This is a genomic window from Sulfurimonas sp. (assembly GCF_041563495.1).
Lineage (GTDB): Bacteria > Campylobacterota > Campylobacteria > Campylobacterales > Sulfurimonadaceae > Sulfurimonas.
Window position 1 is genome coordinate 41580 of the sequence record NZ_JBFFMZ010000006.1, and the last position, 15486, is coordinate 57065.

General features: G+C 35.4%; 14 protein-coding genes and 2 tRNA genes. 5 read left to right on the forward strand and 11 right to left on the reverse strand.

What is annotated here, in order from left to right:
* Position 1: 1 nt before the first annotated feature.
* Genes ABYK18_RS07730 through ABYK18_RS07760 form a run of 7 tightly spaced genes read right to left on the reverse strand, consistent with a single transcriptional unit; the run spans position 2 to position 7190 of the window.
* Positions 2-949 (reverse strand): AAA family ATPase, encoded by a 948-nt coding sequence (locus ABYK18_RS07730; protein WP_373036089.1) that lies wholly within the window; start codon positions 947-949, stop codon positions 2-4.
* Between the two features lie 38 nt (positions 950-987).
* On the reverse strand, positions 988-1722 hold the full coding sequence (locus tag ABYK18_RS07735) for a hypothetical protein (protein ID WP_373036090.1): 735 nt from the start codon (positions 1720-1722) through the stop codon (positions 988-990).
* An 18-nt stretch (positions 1723-1740) separates the two neighbouring features.
* On the reverse strand, positions 1741-2769 hold the full coding sequence (locus ABYK18_RS07740) for a hypothetical protein (RefSeq protein ID WP_373036091.1): 1029 nt from the start codon (positions 2767-2769) through the stop codon (positions 1741-1743).
* Positions 2759-3772 carry a CsgG/HfaB family protein gene (locus ABYK18_RS07745; RefSeq protein WP_373036092.1) on the reverse strand — a complete coding sequence of 338 codons (1014 nt, stop codon included), beginning with the start codon at positions 3770-3772 and terminating at the stop codon, positions 2759-2761. The genes ABYK18_RS07740 and ABYK18_RS07745 overlap by 11 nt, the downstream gene beginning before the upstream one ends.
* Positions 3773-3818: 46 nt before the next feature.
* Positions 3819-4928, reverse strand: coding sequence for a hypothetical protein (locus ABYK18_RS07750; RefSeq protein WP_373036093.1), 1110 nt, complete (start codon positions 4926-4928; stop codon positions 3819-3821).
* A complete protein-coding gene (locus ABYK18_RS07755; protein ID WP_373036094.1) occupies positions 4909-6354 on the reverse strand; it encodes a VWA domain-containing protein in 1446 nt (481 codons plus the stop codon). The genes ABYK18_RS07750 and ABYK18_RS07755 overlap by 20 nt, the downstream gene beginning before the upstream one ends.
* On the reverse strand, positions 6351-7190 hold the full coding sequence (locus ABYK18_RS07760; RefSeq protein ID WP_373036095.1) for a VWA domain-containing protein: 840 nt from the start codon (positions 7188-7190) through the stop codon (positions 6351-6353). Before ABYK18_RS07760 ends, ABYK18_RS07755 begins: the two co-directional genes overlap by 4 nt.
* 223 nt (positions 7191-7413) lie before the next feature.
* Here ABYK18_RS07760 and ABYK18_RS07765 point away from each other — a divergent pair.
* The 4 genes from ABYK18_RS07765 (at position 7414) to rd (ending at position 8963) form a co-directional block, all read left to right on the forward strand.
* Positions 7414-7489 (forward strand) — tRNA-Lys (locus ABYK18_RS07765).
* A 16-nt stretch (positions 7490-7505) separates the two neighbouring features.
* Positions 7506-7580: transfer RNA gene (locus tag ABYK18_RS07770), tRNA-Glu, on the forward strand.
* Between the two features lie 109 nt (positions 7581-7689).
* Positions 7690-8805, forward strand: coding sequence for a response regulator (locus ABYK18_RS07775; RefSeq protein WP_373036096.1), 1116 nt, complete (start codon positions 7690-7692; stop codon positions 8803-8805).
* The gene (gene rd / locus ABYK18_RS07780) at positions 8802-8963 is read left to right on the forward strand and encodes a rubredoxin (protein ID WP_373036097.1); all 162 of its coding nucleotides are present in this window, start codon (positions 8802-8804) and stop codon (positions 8961-8963) included. The genes ABYK18_RS07775 and rd overlap by 4 nt, the downstream gene beginning before the upstream one ends.
* 7 nt (positions 8964-8970) lie before the next feature.
* On the opposite strand, the gene ABYK18_RS07785 is transcribed toward rd, so the two are convergent.
* The 4 genes from ABYK18_RS07785 to ABYK18_RS07800 all read right to left on the reverse strand — a co-directional run bounded on the left by ABYK18_RS07785 (position 8971) and on the right by ABYK18_RS07800 (position 12769).
* Positions 8971-9705 carry an energy transducer TonB gene (locus ABYK18_RS07785; protein ID WP_373036098.1) on the reverse strand — a complete coding sequence of 245 codons (735 nt, stop codon included), beginning with the start codon at positions 9703-9705 and terminating at the stop codon, positions 8971-8973.
* Positions 9706-9791: 86 nt separating this feature from the next.
* Complete coding sequence (locus ABYK18_RS07790; RefSeq protein WP_373036099.1) at positions 9792-10967, reverse strand: ammonium transporter; 1176 nt, start codon at positions 10965-10967, stop codon at positions 9792-9794.
* A 97-nt stretch (positions 10968-11064) separates the two neighbouring features.
* Entirely contained in the window at positions 11065-11403 is a 339-nt protein-coding gene (locus ABYK18_RS07795) for a P-II family nitrogen regulator (protein ID WP_373036100.1), read from the reverse strand.
* A gap of 112 nt (positions 11404-11515) precedes the next feature.
* A complete protein-coding gene (locus ABYK18_RS07800; protein WP_373036101.1) occupies positions 11516-12769 on the reverse strand; it encodes an ammonium transporter in 1254 nt (417 codons plus the stop codon).
* Between the two features lie 211 nt (positions 12770-12980).
* Between ABYK18_RS07800 and gyrA the strand changes: the two genes are divergently transcribed.
* Positions 12981-15467 carry a DNA gyrase subunit A gene (gyrA, locus tag ABYK18_RS07805; protein WP_373036102.1) on the forward strand — a complete coding sequence of 829 codons (2487 nt, stop codon included), beginning with the start codon at positions 12981-12983 and terminating at the stop codon, positions 15465-15467.
* Positions 15468-15486: the final 19 nt, after the last annotated feature.

Here is a 15486-nt window from a genome sequence, read left to right on the forward strand (position 1 = left end):
CCTACGGGATTGCTACAGTTTCTAAAACTTTTTGTATTATTTCATCAGTCGTAACACCTTCTGCCTCAGCTTCATAAGTCAAGACTATACGGTGACGCATAATCTCTTTTGCGATGTAAGCGACATCAACAGGAGTTACAAAATCTTTACCTCTTAAGTATGCCATTGCTTTTACAGCTTTAAACATGTCTATACTCACACGCGGAGATGCACCGAACTGAATAAAGTCTTTGAGTTCATCAAGTCCATAATCAGCAGGATTTCTGGTTGCATTTACAAGTTCTATGATATATTCTTCAACTTCGGCATCTACATGTATTTCTTTGATGGCTTTTTTCAACTCTTCTAAATCTTCATGAGTTATAACTGCTTCTATACTTTCGAACTTGCCACTCGAGATGCGTCTTGCAATCTCAAGCTCTTCTTCTTTTGTATTGTAATCAACCACTATCTTTAACATAAATCTGTCAAGTTGAGCTTCTGGGAGCTGGTAAACACCCTCCTGTTCCACAGGATTTTGAGTAGCCATTACAAAAAACGGAAGGTCTAACTTAAATGTAGCATCTCCTAGAGTAACCTGCTTTTCCTGCATTACTTCAAGCAGAGCAGATTGCACTTTTGCTGGGGCACGGTTAATCTCATCTGCCAAAAGAAGATTTGTAAAGATCGGTCCCTTTTTGATTTTAAAACTGTTGTTTTGCGGATCGTAAATCTCAGCACCAAGAATATCGGAAGGCAACAGGTCTGGAGTAAACTGAGCTCTTTTAAAGTTGAGTCCCAATGATTTTGCCAATGCATTGACAGTTGTGGTCTTTGCAAGTCCCGGAACACCCTCTATAAGGATATGCCCTTCACATAAAAGCGCGATAAGCAACCCGTCTATCATCTTATCTTGCCCTACAACTACTTTAGAAACTTCTTGTTTTATCATTTGTATCTTAGAAATCATATGTTGATGACCTTATGTTTAATCTGACGTAAGTATATCTAAGCGGGGTTAATGATTGGTGAAATTTTACTCTTGTTCCATCTTTTTAAAAACTCGTTTCTTTCATAGACTTTACATCCGAGTTTTTTCTTATATTCCATATGAGAATGGCCAAGATTCCAAAAAGAAAAACCTCTGTTTTCTAAGTACTTTGCCAGTAAGACAAGTTGCAGAGTTCCGTAATTGTTATATTTTTTTTCTTTTGAGCTGAATCCGCTCAGGCTTGTGTATGTAGTGCCGATGACGTAACCGACTTCTCCTGCTATCAATTCATTTGAATCTTTGTATATTATCTCCACTGAGATGATTTTAAAGTTTCTCTTTTCATTATCGTTTACATGTAACTCTTTAAGAAGCTCTAAATACTCTTCTTTTAACCAATTGTATTTATGTTGATTTGAGATTTTCTCAACTACTTCGTAAAATCTGTTGTTTATACTAAACGTATAACTATCATCATTGATGAGTTTTTTTACTTTTTTTGAGATATGCAAGTCTTTAAAATCTAAAAGTGCATAATCATACTGAAGTTCGGGAAGCAGAACCAATCCGCCTTTTGTGTCATATGAAGTGCTTATAAAACCGGCATCTGCCAACTCTATGTAAAAATCACTAGACCAGTCGTCACTCCAGTAGTAGCTGTTATCCATGTCGGCACATATCTGCTCTTTAAAATAGAGTTTATCTTTTAGTTTTTCACGAGATAGATAGTATATTTGAGGTTGTTTATACATAGCAGAAGTATAGGGCAATTAATCTATGTTAAGATTAATGCCTATAACTTGATTGATACCTTGAGATTTGATGTCTTGTTCTAAATGAATTGAAGCATTTTTATATACGCTGGCAATGGAACCGTTGTATCTCTCTTTTACTATAACCGATTTACCGCCGATGCGTTGTTCTTTGTCAAAAACGCTTACATCCACTGTTAAAACAGCTATTCTCATAGAGTTACTTCCACTTATATTCTCTGTAGTTTTTACTTTTATCTGTACCGCATTTTTGTTTGAGTTTGTAACGTTATAACCGTTTTGTGCAAGATAGTTTTTAATACTCCCTGCAAACTTGTACGATTTTTGATCACCTTTTACGAAAAACTTAAGTTTTTTAGACTCTGCTAAAAATTCTTTTTGTTTTTTAGTTATGAAGTCTAAATTTTCCTTTTTGTTAAAACTTCTATCAAGCTCTGCAATAATCAAAACTTCAGACAGTAGTTCAGAGGCACTCTCTGAGAGTTCTTTTTTAGTGTTATATCTAGTTAGAGAATCTCTGCCTTTTAAAGAAGCATACTTTTGAGATATACTGGTTTTCTTTACTTCAAGATTCTCTTTTAAACCTTTAACTAGCTTTTGTTTATCTGTCTCGATCATTACGGCAAATTCTCTGTAACTCACTTTATGAGACTTGATAATCTTGTAGTTATTAATCTTTATCTTAGATACGTCTGATTTGATTTGATTTTTAATATTAGAGTTTACAAATGCGCCCCGAACTTCTTCATTTGACTCATATGAAGACTCTATCGTCGTACCAAGTTTGGCAATCATATCGCTTAGTGCCGCTTTGATTGCAGACTCTCTGTCAGACTCTACACTCATACCGTACATAAACTTATCGTTGTCACTTGGAAGCGGTGCGTTAATCCAAGCAGGCAGTACTTTTGGAGTTGGTTTTGCGGCAGGAGCAACAGATGACGAGCTGCCTCCACAACCACTAAATATAAGGGCTGTAGAAGTTAATAATAGTAAACTTTTAATTAATCTCGTTTTACTTGGCATTCATCTGCTTCTTTGCTTCTTCTCTCTTAACAATCGATCTGTCAATTCTAGAAAGTGCTAAGTTAATCTCTTCGACAGGCTCAATTGTTAAATCATCAGCCATTGCATACATTTTTTTCGCATCATCAAGTTTGCCTTGTGCTTCTTGTACAACACCGTATACAAATGCTACTACATAAGATTTACCGTTTAACTCATCAAGAAGTCCTTGCAACATTGATTCAGCTTTATCCATGCGTCCTGCTTTGATATATGCCAATGATGTTTCGAAAATCTTCTCTTGTTTGTCAGTTACTGTTTTAAGTTCTATTTTGTCAAGCAATGCTACATTAAAGTAGATATAGTGGGGAGTCAATTTGTATACAAACTCACTAGCAATCGCGTCCGTCAATCTATTTAAAGCCTGACCCTTAGAAAGAATGGCTTTTCTACAAGAATCTCCACTATACTCTTTATTGATTGTGTCACCATAGATTATTGAACCTGTTTCAACATTTACGATATTAAGATTTGCAGAGACTTCAGCCTGAATTGTCTTACAAGTGACTCTGTAGTGCTTATATCTGGCACAACCCTCCTTAGTCCATTTAAGACACTTTTCTCTGTCTTCTACATACTTATCGGTAGTTGCAGTTGCAGATGCTATTTCACCGTTGATAACAGCCTGAGCACCTATTAGTTTACCGACTTTAGTAGCTGTCGCTTCATCCATCAACTCTGATGATTGAAGTTTTTGCTCGGCCATAATCTTGTTTAAATCTTTTCTGCTTACAACAGTAAAATATCTTTTTTTATCTAGCTTGTGTCTCGCTATTTGAGACTCAATTTTACCTGATAAACCATGGTTATCATTTTTAAAACCGCTTATTGCAACTTTTTTCTTCGTAGCCATTTCTCCAACTTCTGCCGGGTCTAAGGCCTTGATTCTTACTTTTTGAGCACAACCGCTCATTAGTAGTGCTACAGCAGATGCCGTTAATAACAGTTTCAATGATAATTTCATTTATCTTCCCTTTAAAAAAATTTAATCAATTTTAGTTAAAAAACATTTAACCCAACTTTAACTTTATGACATTTTTCGCCTCTTTTAGAGATTTCATCTCTTTATTCTCTATTTTATTTATAATATTTTCATATTTTTTTGAGTCTTTTAAAGCTAATATCATCATAAGTTCTTCTAATGATTTTGTATCTTGTATTTTCGCGCTAAAGGAGGCATCTGCGGAATTTGTCTTTTTTACTTTTTTAAATTTTATCTTTGCAAAAAGAAATCCCGCTATGAATGTCAGTATGTAATATATAAAGCCGTAGCTAAAGACAAAGCTCTTCTTCTGTTCATCTAGGAGTTCTTCTTTTTTATATGCTTTTGTGACTTTTATCTCTGTCTCATCTATTATCAGTTTTTTTAGCTTTTTATCTTTTAAATCAAAATATTCCATGCTCAGCCTTGGAATTTTAAAATCATTCTCGCCGACAAAAGCAAACTTCTGACTCCAGACTCCTTTATATCCCTCTTTTGTCAGTTGTGTATCTTCTATAACTTTTTGTGAAAAGACTTTCACTTCCTCTATATTAAAAGTTATAGGTTTTAGAGCTTTAAAATTTCCTTTTCCTTCTATGGAGACTTCAAGGTGGTAAGGCTCATAGGCTTTTACTTCAGCTTTATCTTTTTTAACTTTTAAAGTAAACTCTCCGACTAAGTCTGTACTGCTTTGCTTAACGTCGATGATTACGGCTTTTTGTTTTATAACTTTTTTTGAAAACTCTTCATAGTCAGCGTTGTCACGGCCCAAAACAGTATTTTGAATGGAGTCTTTGTTTGTTTTTTTCATTGTAGTATCTAAAACAATCTCTATTTTCCCCGGCTTTTTTACAAGGACTACAAATTCATAAGTGTTTATTTTTTTACCGTTTTTAATTCTCTCGTTCTCACTTAAAATCTCAATAGAGTATTGTTCATTGTCTATTACCGGATTGAACTCAATGACGTAAAGCCCTGCGGTATCATTGTACTCACATACATATTTCAGGTATACAGCCTCATTTGTCATTGCAAGACCTTTATCTGATTCTACACTCCATTTATATGTAGAAGCTAAAACATCCAGATGCAAAAATATTAAGAGCGTTAAAATTATTCTACCAAGGTTGTTTCTCATTAACTCCCCTTTTATTAATTAGTTCGTACTGCTTTGAGCTTAGTTTCGCCTTACCCGAGTTAAGGTCTACTTTTGCCTCTGAAGAGGTTTTTTTACCTTCATCTTCAGCACCGCTGCTTGCACTGGCACTCACTTTCATATTTGAACTTCCTCCCTCTTTTTTCTTTTTATCTAAACTCTCTTTTTTTGCGATAGATGATTTTTTAGCGCTTTTTTGCTTACCTGTCTTCATCTGCATCTGCTCATCTACATCTTTGATATAGTTCAGATTTTCATCAGCTTCTTTAGAGTAACTAAGAGTAAGTGATTTCAGGTAAGCATCTCTTGCTTTTTTAAACTCTTTGAGCCTGACAAGTGAATTGCCCATGTTGTAATAAACCACAGACTTAAACTCTGCATCTGCTGATTTTACTCTTTCATAAGAGTTTAACGCTTTTTCGTACTCTCCACTCCTATAGTAAGAGCTGGCTTTTTTAAACTCCACTCTGTTTTCATCTTCAAAAACATCTAAAATATTTGCATTCAAACTCACACCAAAAAGAAGTAAAAAGGCTAAAACATAACGCTTTAAAGTTGTCACGCTTACTAAAAATGAGAGAATCGCCAAAACAATAAGATAGTAAAAAAGTTCCAGATTTTGAATGATTGTCGTTTGAGATTTTTTATCGTCTGTTTTTTGATTTTGCAGGGCATCTGTGAGTTTATTAAAACTGCTTGTATATACTCCGCCTGTGGCATCTGAGATTATTTTTATAGCGGAGTTTTCTCTGCTTACTACTATATCGTTAGTCTCATCTTTTAAGAGTTCCCCATTTTCTAAGCTCAGTGTTCCGCCTATCTTTGTAGCGAGCATAAACACATTTACAACCATTGAGTTCTCTTTTGCAAACCTTGCTTCATCTTCGTAACTGGCTTCATCAGCCCCATCACTTAATATCACAACACTTAGATCTTTTGACTTCGACATCTTTCTTGCCAGCTTTAAAGCAGGCATCACTGAAGAGCCTTTTGTAATGATAAGTTTTTCATCCAGTGAATTAAAGAGATGCTCAAGCAGTTCACTGTCTTGTGTCATCGGTGAGAGGACTATGGCATTTGTAGTAAAGCCCAAGATGCCAAATCTACTTTTGTGCTCACTTTTTATAAGATCTTTTAGTACTTCTTTCGCACGTTTGAGTCTTGTCGGTTTTATATCGTTTGCCTGCATGGAGTAAGACAGGTCAACCGCTATGACAACATCACTCAGCAGTTGCTCACTTTTTATGGGTTCTTGTTCTATTACAGGACGAGTAAGAGCCAGTACTATAAAAACAAATGTGACTATATAACCGAGCGAGACAACACTTAAATCTCTAAAATCTTTTTTCACAAAACCTGCAGCTAAAAATAAAAAAAGCCAAAAGTACTCAGGATATAAAAAACTCATTTTCTTATCTCTCTATAAAGCAGGTAAAGAAGCAGTCCGGATGCCAAAAGTAAAAATATCTGATAATAGTACTTTTTTAAAAGATACTCTCTACTCTTAATGTTAGATGATTCAAGTTTATCGATCTCATCATATACTTTTTTTAACTCTTTTGCAGAACCTGCACTAAAAAACTTACCCGCACTCTCTTTTGCCATAGCCTCAAGAAGTGCTTCATCAGCCTCGCCTTTGTTGCCTATGGCGATAGTATATATTTTTATATCTTTGTCTTTTGCCATTTTTACCGTATCTTTTGGCGAGATGCTTCCGCTGTTGTGTTCTCCGTCACTAAGAAGGATGATTATCTTTGTTTTTGCTTTAGAATGTTTAAAAGAGCGCACACTCATAGCAATGGCTTCACCTATAGCTGTGTTCTGCCCTGCCATTCCCTGCGTGAGATATCCCAGCATCTGAGATACTATCTCTTTCTCATATGTTATAGGCGAAGCTATAAAAGCAAAATCACCGTACAGGACTATTCCAACATTATCACTTACTCTTTTTTTGATAAACTCTGTTGCTATAAGCTTCGTTATCTCAAATCTGCTGAGCCTTTTGCCTTCACTCACTTCGTCTTCAAAATCAAAACCCGATGAGTTCATAGACCCACTGGCATCTATTGCTAAGACTATATCTTTACCGTGTCTGTTGTTTGGACTTGATTTATCTACAACTATAGGAGAAGACAGTGCTATACAAAGAAAAATAAAAATCAGAACTTTTATAATCCACTCTATCTTTAAAAAACTTTTTTTTGCAGCCAAAAACTGAAGATGCACAAAATAAACAGGCTTCATATACTCTTTACATCTATATAGACAATAAATTATAGGTATAAGTAAGAAAATTAAAAAAGGATATTCAAAACTGTAATAATTCATTGTTATATTTTACCTAAAATAATGTTTTATATGAGTAATTACTACAAATTTAAAAATATTTAGAAATTCCTTGTGAAATATCTTGACATCTAAAACCTATTTGCCTATAATTTCGACCTCTTAACAATAAGAGGGAAAAGTCTTGTTAGCTCAGCTGGTAGAGCACGTCACTTTTAATGATGTGGCCGATGGTTCGAATCCATCACAGGACACCATTCTATACAAATTGTTGGCCCCGTCGTCTAGCGGTCAGGATCCATGGTTTTCATCCATGTTACAGGAGTTCGATTCTCCTCGGGGTCACCAACTTTTCTCTATAAAACTTTCTTTTATTTTACCCTTATTCTTTCTTTAGTATCAAATAACTTTTTTTCATGTATAATAGTCCAATATTATTTTTGAACAGGTTGCGGCTATGCAGATAGATTTTTATGCTAAAAATATTTTAGTAGTAGATGACAACCGAGTAAATATAGTTATACTTCAGAGTCTGCTCGAAGATGAAGGCTATACTTCTATTTTCAGTGCTACATCGGCAGTTGAAGCATATGAGATATTAAAATACAACAACATTGACATGATTCTTTTAGATGTAATGATGCCTCAGATAGACGGTCTTGAAGCTTGTAAGACTATTCGTCAAAGTCCAAATTGCAATAAAATCCCTATTATTATGATTACGGCAGACAATAGTGACGAAACACTTGAAAAAAGCTTTGAAGCCGGAGCCAATGATTTTGTTACAAAACCCGTCAATATAACCAATCTAAAAGTACGTATTGAATCTCAATTTATGAATGCACATAAAGATGCTCTGATTTTAAATCAAAACAGACTTCTTACGGTAAATGAGACGGTTCAAATGCTTGCACATCAATGGAGACAACCTCTTTCTGTTATAAATATAATAGCCATGGATATTGCCATAGAAAATGAGTTAGGGAAGATAACTACTGAATCATTAGACAAATCACTTACTAAGATAAACGGTGCGGTTATAGAGCTGTCTAATACGCTTGATGAATTTCGTCAAATTTCACATATAGAAAAAGAAACTTCTCTAAACAATATAAACAACAGCATTGAAAAAAGTTTACAATTAATTCAAGACCGTTTTAAGTCAAACAACATTATTCTTCAAACTGATTTTAAAGAGCAAAAGGATATTTTTTATTTTCAAAATGAATTAATAAAAATACTTATAAATATTTACACTAATTCTATAGAAGCTTTTAAAAAAAACCCTGCAAAAAAAGAAAAACTTACTAAAATATCTACTAAACAAACCGATCTTTTTACCTATATAACAATAGTTGATAATGCAGGTGGTATAGAGAAAAGTCTACTGCCTAGAATTTTCGAACCATATGTAAGCACAAAAGAGGAACAGAACTCCGTAGGTTTAGGTCTTTACAATGCTTTTAACATACTAAAAGAGTCTATGAACGGCACTATTGAGATATCTTCAGAAGATGAAGAGACGACGGTAACTATAAAGCTTCAAAACAAATATGAAAAGGAGAAAATATGAAAAAATACAAATGTGTATTTTGCGGATGGATATATGATCCTGAAGTCGGTGATGCGAAGGGCGGTATACCTCCTGGAACTGCATTTGAAGATTTGCCTGAGAATTGGGTATGTCCAGGCTGTGGCTCAGCTAAAGAGTATTTTAATCCTGTAGAATAAGTTTATATCATTGAGCATGCAGTGAAAAATTTATCGGGACATGTAGTATCAACTCTTCATTTGGTTTTGGAAAATCTCCTGAGAGATTCTCAATAGTTTTTATAGCGGCACGACTTAATATTTCACTATTTGAAGAAAGAACTTCAATCGAATAAACCGTTGCATCTGTTGATAGTGTAAACTTCACCATAACATCTCCTACTGTACCGCTTTTTCTGGCTCTTCGTGGATAGTATAGATTATCTTGTAAAAGCTCTCTTATCTTGGCTAAATGCTCTTGCATATACGTTTGTTCAAGACGCACTTGTTTAGTCTGTGCATCTTCAATTACGATATCTTTTTCAATGACTTTTTCTTGAACTGTCTGAGTAACTTCTACAGACTTTTCTTCAACGACTTTTTCTTCTTTTACTTCCTCTAACACAACTTCTTCTATTTCAGGAACAACTTTAGGTACTTCTTTCACTACTTCTATTTTTTTTTCAACAGACTTTGGTTTTAATTTTGGTTTGGTTTTTACTTTTTCGATTTTTTTTGGAATTGGTTTTGGTTTTAATTTTGGCTCAATTTTTGGTTTATCAAGCGGTTTTTTAGTTATCACATCACAAAGTTTGATAGAAACTTTATCTTCACAATCAACCTTATTTATAGATGGAATATTTTTCCATGTAAAAAATATGACAAAGAGTAAAGCCCCATGAAGGATTAGTGAAAAAAGAAATGAACTGCTGTGTCTAATCATAAGTATGATAATAACTAATTATGTGTTATATAAGAATTAAAGCCCAAAGATATTTGGGCTTTGTATGATGAAGGTAGATTGTATCGTTAAATGGCTCTTTTAAACTCCGGATAAGCTTCAACACCACACTCATTAACGTCCATACCTTCGACCTGAGCATCATCTTCAGCTCTAAATCTTGATACTTTATTAATTAGATATAAAACAACAAAAGAAACGCTAAAAGCAAAAACTGCTACAACTACGACTCCTTTTAGTTGATCCATAAAAGAAATGCTGTCAACAAAAATACCAACAGCAAGTGTCCCCCAGATGCCATTAACAAGGTGAACAGAAAGAGCACCAACAGGATCGTCAAGTTTAAGTTTGTCAAAAATAGGAACAGCAAAAACAACTAATGCACCACCTATTACACCTATAAGTATAGGAGTGTGCATATCATACAAGTCAGGAGCAGCAGTTACAGCAACCAACCCGCCTAATGCGCCGTTTAAAATCATAGTAATATCAAAAAGTTTATATCTTGCATGCATAATAATTCCGGCAATAATAGCACCTGCAAGACCCGCAGTATTTGTATTCATGATAGTCTTAGCTACGGTATTTGCATTTTCGACACTAGAAATTGAACCTACAGAACCACCGTTAAAGCCAAACCACCCTATCCATAGTAAGAATGCACCCAGTACAACTAAAGGAATATTTGAAGCCGGTATAACTTTTATTTTACCGTTTACATAACGGCCTTTACGAGAGCCCATAATTATAATTGCCGCCAACAAAGCCCAGCCGCCTGTTGAATGAATAACAGTCGAGCCCGCAAGGTCATACATATTTAAATCTAAAAATGTATCTGCGATCATATCAGCACCCCAGCTAACGTTTACAACCAACGGGTAGATTACGCCACCCATAATAACAGCAAAAATAGCCAAAGGGATAATACGGACACGTTCACTTACACCACCACTCATAATATTTATAGTCTTCCCTACAAATGCCATTTGAAACAAAAATGCAGCCCAGATGCTCATACTGTCATTCTCCCATGAGCCAAATGCAAGTGAATAACCAATAAGCAAGAATGCAATAGATGCAACTGCGTAAATCATAACATTGATAGTTAAAACGGAAGTAACGTTTTTAGTTCTGACCAGTCCAGCTTCAAGCATTGCAAAACCGGGAACCATGAAGATTATTAACACCATTGCAAACAATGAAAAGAAAGTGTCAATAATGTATTTAAAATCAGCTTCTAACATATAATATACCCCTTTGATATCTTAAAAGGGGCAATTATAGCCTAAAAAAAGTGCAGATATTTTTTTGATTGATTAATTTTTAATCAGTTTGATAAATTTATACAGCCTCGTTGTCTGTTTCACCAGTTCTAATTCTGATGATTTGTTCTATGTCACTGACAAAGATCTTACCGTCACCGATTTTACCGGTTCTTGCCGCTTCAACAATAGTGCTTGTCACCTGCTCAACCATATCATCATTTACAACCATTTCCATTTTAATCTTTGGTAAAAAATCTACAACATACTCAGCACCGCGATAAAGTTCACTATGACCTTTTTGGCGACCATAACCTTTAACTTCACTGACCGTCATACCCGTAATCCCGATTTCAGCAAGTGCGTCTTTTACATCTTCTAATTTAAATGGTTTTATAACCGCTTCTATTCTTTTCATAATATCTCTCCAATTTAATTTTAGCATTTTAGCTATTTTTATAGTTTTAAGCAAATACCAATAGTTTTACTCCCAAAGGGAGCATATAGCAATAGGCTTTGCTTATTTCATGTTATAAGTTTATAACCTTTTCACCATGAACAGTTTCATCAAGACCGCGACTTTCAGTCTCTTCATCAACTCTACCGCCACCAGTGATTGCAGAAGCTATAAAGTATACGATTGCAGTAACTATACCACTATAAACTATTGTCAAACCAATAGCACTAAACTGAGCTACTAATTGTGAACCCATGTTGTAGTTTTCAGGTAGTGCATAGTCAGCTATAAATATTGCCGTTGCAATCGAACCCCAGATACCTACTAGACCGTGAATCCAAAATGCATCTAAAGAGTCATCAACCTTGAACATAGTTTTAAGTTTAGCAACACCATAAAAACCTAATGCACCACCGACAAGACCGATAATAATCGCACCTTCAACACCGGCAGAACCAGAAGCAGGAGTAATAGCGACAAGACCAGCAACTGCACCGGAAGCACCGCCAACCAATGTAGCTTTTTTATACACTAACCACTCAACAGTTATCCAACCTATAACACCAAGAGAAGCAGCAACGTTTGTAACTAAGAATGCAGATGCAGCAGTACCGTCAGCAGCAACTTCACTTCCGGCATTGAAACCGAACCAACCGAACCATAACAGAGCAGCACCAAGCACAACCAATACAGGAGAAAAAGGTTTGATTGCAGCTTTACCGTAATCTTTTCTACGTCCTAGTATCATCGCAACAACAAAACCTGCAACACCAGCATTTAGGTGAACAACCGTACCTCCGGCAAAGTCCATTTCTCCAAAGTTAAGTGTCTCACCACCACCCCATGCCCAGTGTGTTACAGGTGCATATACAGCAACTATCCATAGTGCCGCAAATATCATAAATGTAGAGAATTTAACTCTCTCAATCATAGAACCGCTGGCAATTGCAACGGCAATCGCAGCAAAAGTCCCTTGAAACGCGACAAACAGTAGTTCAGGGATAGTACCTGTTAATGAACTTGATGTGATTCCAGACAACATAACTTTACCAGTACCTATTATATCACCGTCACCAAATGCGATTGAATAACCGACTAAAACCCATACCAAAGTACCAACTGCGTAAGCACCTAAACTCATACCTATAGTATTAAGCACATTCTTACTACGAGTAAGACCACCGTAAAAAAGTGCTAACCCCGCAGGTGTCATTAACATTACAAAAGCCGTAGCAACTAACATCCAGGCAGTATCACCACCGCTTAATGTATCCTCCGCGAATACCAAACTCGGTAACGCTAATAGAGCAAGAAAGAATCTCTTCATCATTTATCCTTAATATTTAATCTACCAAAAGTATACTAGTTAACCGAAACATATTAATCAAAAAACTGATTAATTTTTAATCAACTATTATTAAAGTCTCACATATTCACACATATTAAATTTCTTACAAAAATAATCTTATTTTTCTAATATATTAAGGGTTAATCAGATATTATAAATGAATTTTATTTTACAAAACTAGGTGGTTTATATGAGCGATTTGCTAAACAACGACGAGATACAAACTATTAATATAGAAGAGACCCTTCAAAACAGTTACCTTGATTACTCTATGAGTGTAATTGTAGGTCGTGCACTTCCTGATGTTCGTGACGGTCTTAAACCTGTTCACAGAAGAATTCTATATGCAATGGACAAACTTAACCTTTCACACGGTGCAAAATTCAAAAAATCAGCTCGTATAGTTGGTGATGTTATTGGTCAATACCACCCTCACGGTGATACAGCTGTATACGATGCTCTTGTTCGTATGGCTCAAGACTTTTCAATGAGAATGCAACTTGTCGACGGTCAAGGAAACTTCGGTTCTGTTGACGGTGACTCTGCTGCAGCAATGAGATATACGGAAGCCCGCATGACAAAATATGCAGGTGAACTTTTAAAAGATCTTGAAAAAAATACTGTAAACATGATAGATAACTACGACGGTACTACTAAAGAGCCAGACGTAATGCCTACTCGTGTTCCTAATCTTCTCATTAACGGTTCATCAGGTATTGCTGTCGGTATGGCTACAAATATACCTCCGCATAATCCAAGAGAAATTTTAACTGCCCTAAAAGCGCTTCTTGCAAATCCGGACATCTCATTAATGGAGATTATGGAACATGTAAAGGCACCAGATTTTCCAACCGGCGGTATCATCTTTGGTAAAAAAGGAATTATGGACGCTTATGAGACTGGCCGTGGACGTATCAAAGTTCGTGCAAAAACTCATATAGAGCAAAAAGCTAAAAAAGAAGTTATCGTAATCGATGAACTTCCATATCAAGTAAACAAAGCTCGTCTTATTGAAAATATTGCAAATCTTGTTAAAGATAAGATGATTGATGGTGTTTCAGAAATCCGTGACGAATCTGACCGTGACGGAATGAGAGTCGTAGTTGAACTGAAAAAAGATGCAATGAGCGAAATAGTCCTAAACAATCTTTTTAAACAAACAAGCATGCAGACTACTTTTGGTATCATCATGCTATCTATATTAAATCAAGAACCTAGAATCTTTGGTCTTATAACTATATTAAAACACTTTATAAATCACCGTAAAACTATTATTATTCGTCGTACTATTTTTGATCTTGAAAAAGCAAAAGCTAGAGCTCACATATTAGAGGGTCTTAAAAAAGCCATAGAAATCATTGAAGATGTAATCAGAGTAATCAGAGCTTCTAAAAGTGAAGAAGAAGCAAAAAACAATTTGGTAAGCGAATTTGACTTTAGTGAAATTCAGGCAACAAGCATTGTAGCTATGAGACTTGGTCGTTTAACAGGTTTAGAGATAGAAAAAATTGAAAATGAACTTCGTGAACTCATAGAACTTATTGAGTATTTAGAATCTATTCTTAAAAGTGAAGAAGTTTTACACGGAATTATTGGTGAAGAATTTGATGAAACTCTTGAGATTTACGGTTCTAATGAAAGAAGAACAGAGATTGAAGACGACTATGATGACATCGATATCGAAGATTTGATTCCTAACGAACCTATGGTAGTAACTATCACTCACAGAGGCTATATAAAAAGAGTTCCTCTTGCTCTATATGAAAAACAAAAACGCGGCGGAAAAGGTAAAACAGCCGTTACTACTTACGAAGATGACTTCATAGAAAGATTCTTCACTTGTAACACTCATGATACTTTACTCTTTGTAACAGACCGTGGTCAACTACACTGGTTAAAAGTCTACAAAATTCCTGAAGGAAGCAGAATAGCAAAAGGTAAAGCGGTTGTAAACCTTCTTAACCTTATGGCTGATGAGAGAATCCGTTCTATCATCCCTACGACAGACTTCAGTGAAGAGAAAGGTTTAGTATTCTTTACGCAAAAAGGTGTTGTTAAACGTACTAATCTAAGTGAATTCTCTAACATCAGAAGCAACGGTGTAAGAGCTATCGTTCTTGATGACGATGATGCACTAATCACTGCAAAAATTGCAGACCGTTCTATTAAATATCTATTCATTGTCACTAAGTTGGCTCAGTGTATTAAATTTGACATTGAAAAAACTCGTGAACAGGGTCGTAGCACTCGTGGTGTTAGAGGTATCAAGTTCAAACATGAGTCTGATGAAGTAATCGATGCTAACATCATTGCAGATGATGAACAAGAGATTTTAATCATAGCTGAAAAAGGTATCGGTAAACGTACGGATGCCGGTGAATACCGCTTGACAAACCGCGGTGGTTCAGGTGTTATTGCGATGAAGATGAGTCCAAAGACAGGTAAACATGTTGTCGGCTGTCTAATGGTAGATGAAACAATGGATATGATGGCTCTTACTAAAGGCGGTAAGATGATAAGAGTAGATATGCAGACTATCTCTAAATCTAGCAGAAACACATCTGGTGTATATATTGTAAAAGGTGACGATGTTGTAAATGTTTCTCGTTGTCCTAAAAAACCGGAAGAAGATGAAGAGGATGAGACAACTCCACCTACAACATTAGAAGTGGAATAGTATTTGCTATTCTTCCTTC

What these genes read in the sequence shown, in the direction of transcription:
- ABYK18_RS07735 (WP_373036090.1), bottom strand. Translation starts at nt 1,722, where the DNA reads ATGTATAAACAACCTCAAATATACTATCTATCTCGTGAAAAACTAAAA.
- ABYK18_RS07800 (WP_373036101.1), bottom strand. Translation starts at nt 12,769, where the DNA reads ATGAAGAGATTCTTTCTTGCTCTATTAGCGTTACCGAGTTTGGTATTC.
- rd (WP_373036097.1), top strand. Translation starts at nt 8,802, where the DNA reads ATGAAAAAATACAAATGTGTATTTTGCGGATGGATATATGATCCTGAA.
- ABYK18_RS07760 (WP_373036095.1), bottom strand. Translation starts at nt 7,190, where the DNA reads ATGAAGCCTGTTTATTTTGTGCATCTTCAGTTTTTGGCTGCAAAAAAA.
- ABYK18_RS07730 (WP_373036089.1), bottom strand. Translation starts at nt 949, where the DNA reads ATGATTTCTAAGATACAAATGATAAAACAAGAAGTTTCTAAAGTAGTT.
- ABYK18_RS07795 (WP_373036100.1), bottom strand. Translation starts at nt 11,403, where the DNA reads ATGAAAAGAATAGAAGCGGTTATAAAACCATTTAAATTAGAAGATGTA.
- ABYK18_RS07755 (WP_373036094.1), bottom strand. Translation starts at nt 6,354, where the DNA reads ATGAGTTTTTTATATCCTGAGTACTTTTGGCTTTTTTTATTTTTAGCT.
- ABYK18_RS07775 (WP_373036096.1), top strand. Translation starts at nt 7,690, where the DNA reads ATGCAGATAGATTTTTATGCTAAAAATATTTTAGTAGTAGATGACAAC.
- gyrA (WP_373036102.1), top strand. Translation starts at nt 12,981, where the DNA reads ATGAGCGATTTGCTAAACAACGACGAGATACAAACTATTAATATAGAA.
- ABYK18_RS07790 (WP_373036099.1), bottom strand. Translation starts at nt 10,967, where the DNA reads ATGTTAGAAGCTGATTTTAAATACATTATTGACACTTTCTTTTCATTG.
- ABYK18_RS07740 (WP_373036091.1), bottom strand. Translation starts at nt 2,769, where the DNA reads ATGCCAAGTAAAACGAGATTAATTAAAAGTTTACTATTATTAACTTCT.
- ABYK18_RS07785 (WP_373036098.1), bottom strand. Translation starts at nt 9,705, where the DNA reads ATGATTAGACACAGCAGTTCATTTCTTTTTTCACTAATCCTTCATGGG.
- ABYK18_RS07750 (WP_373036093.1), bottom strand. Translation starts at nt 4,928, where the DNA reads ATGAGAAACAACCTTGGTAGAATAATTTTAACGCTCTTAATATTTTTG.
- ABYK18_RS07745 (WP_373036092.1), bottom strand. Translation starts at nt 3,772, where the DNA reads ATGAAATTATCATTGAAACTGTTATTAACGGCATCTGCTGTAGCACTA.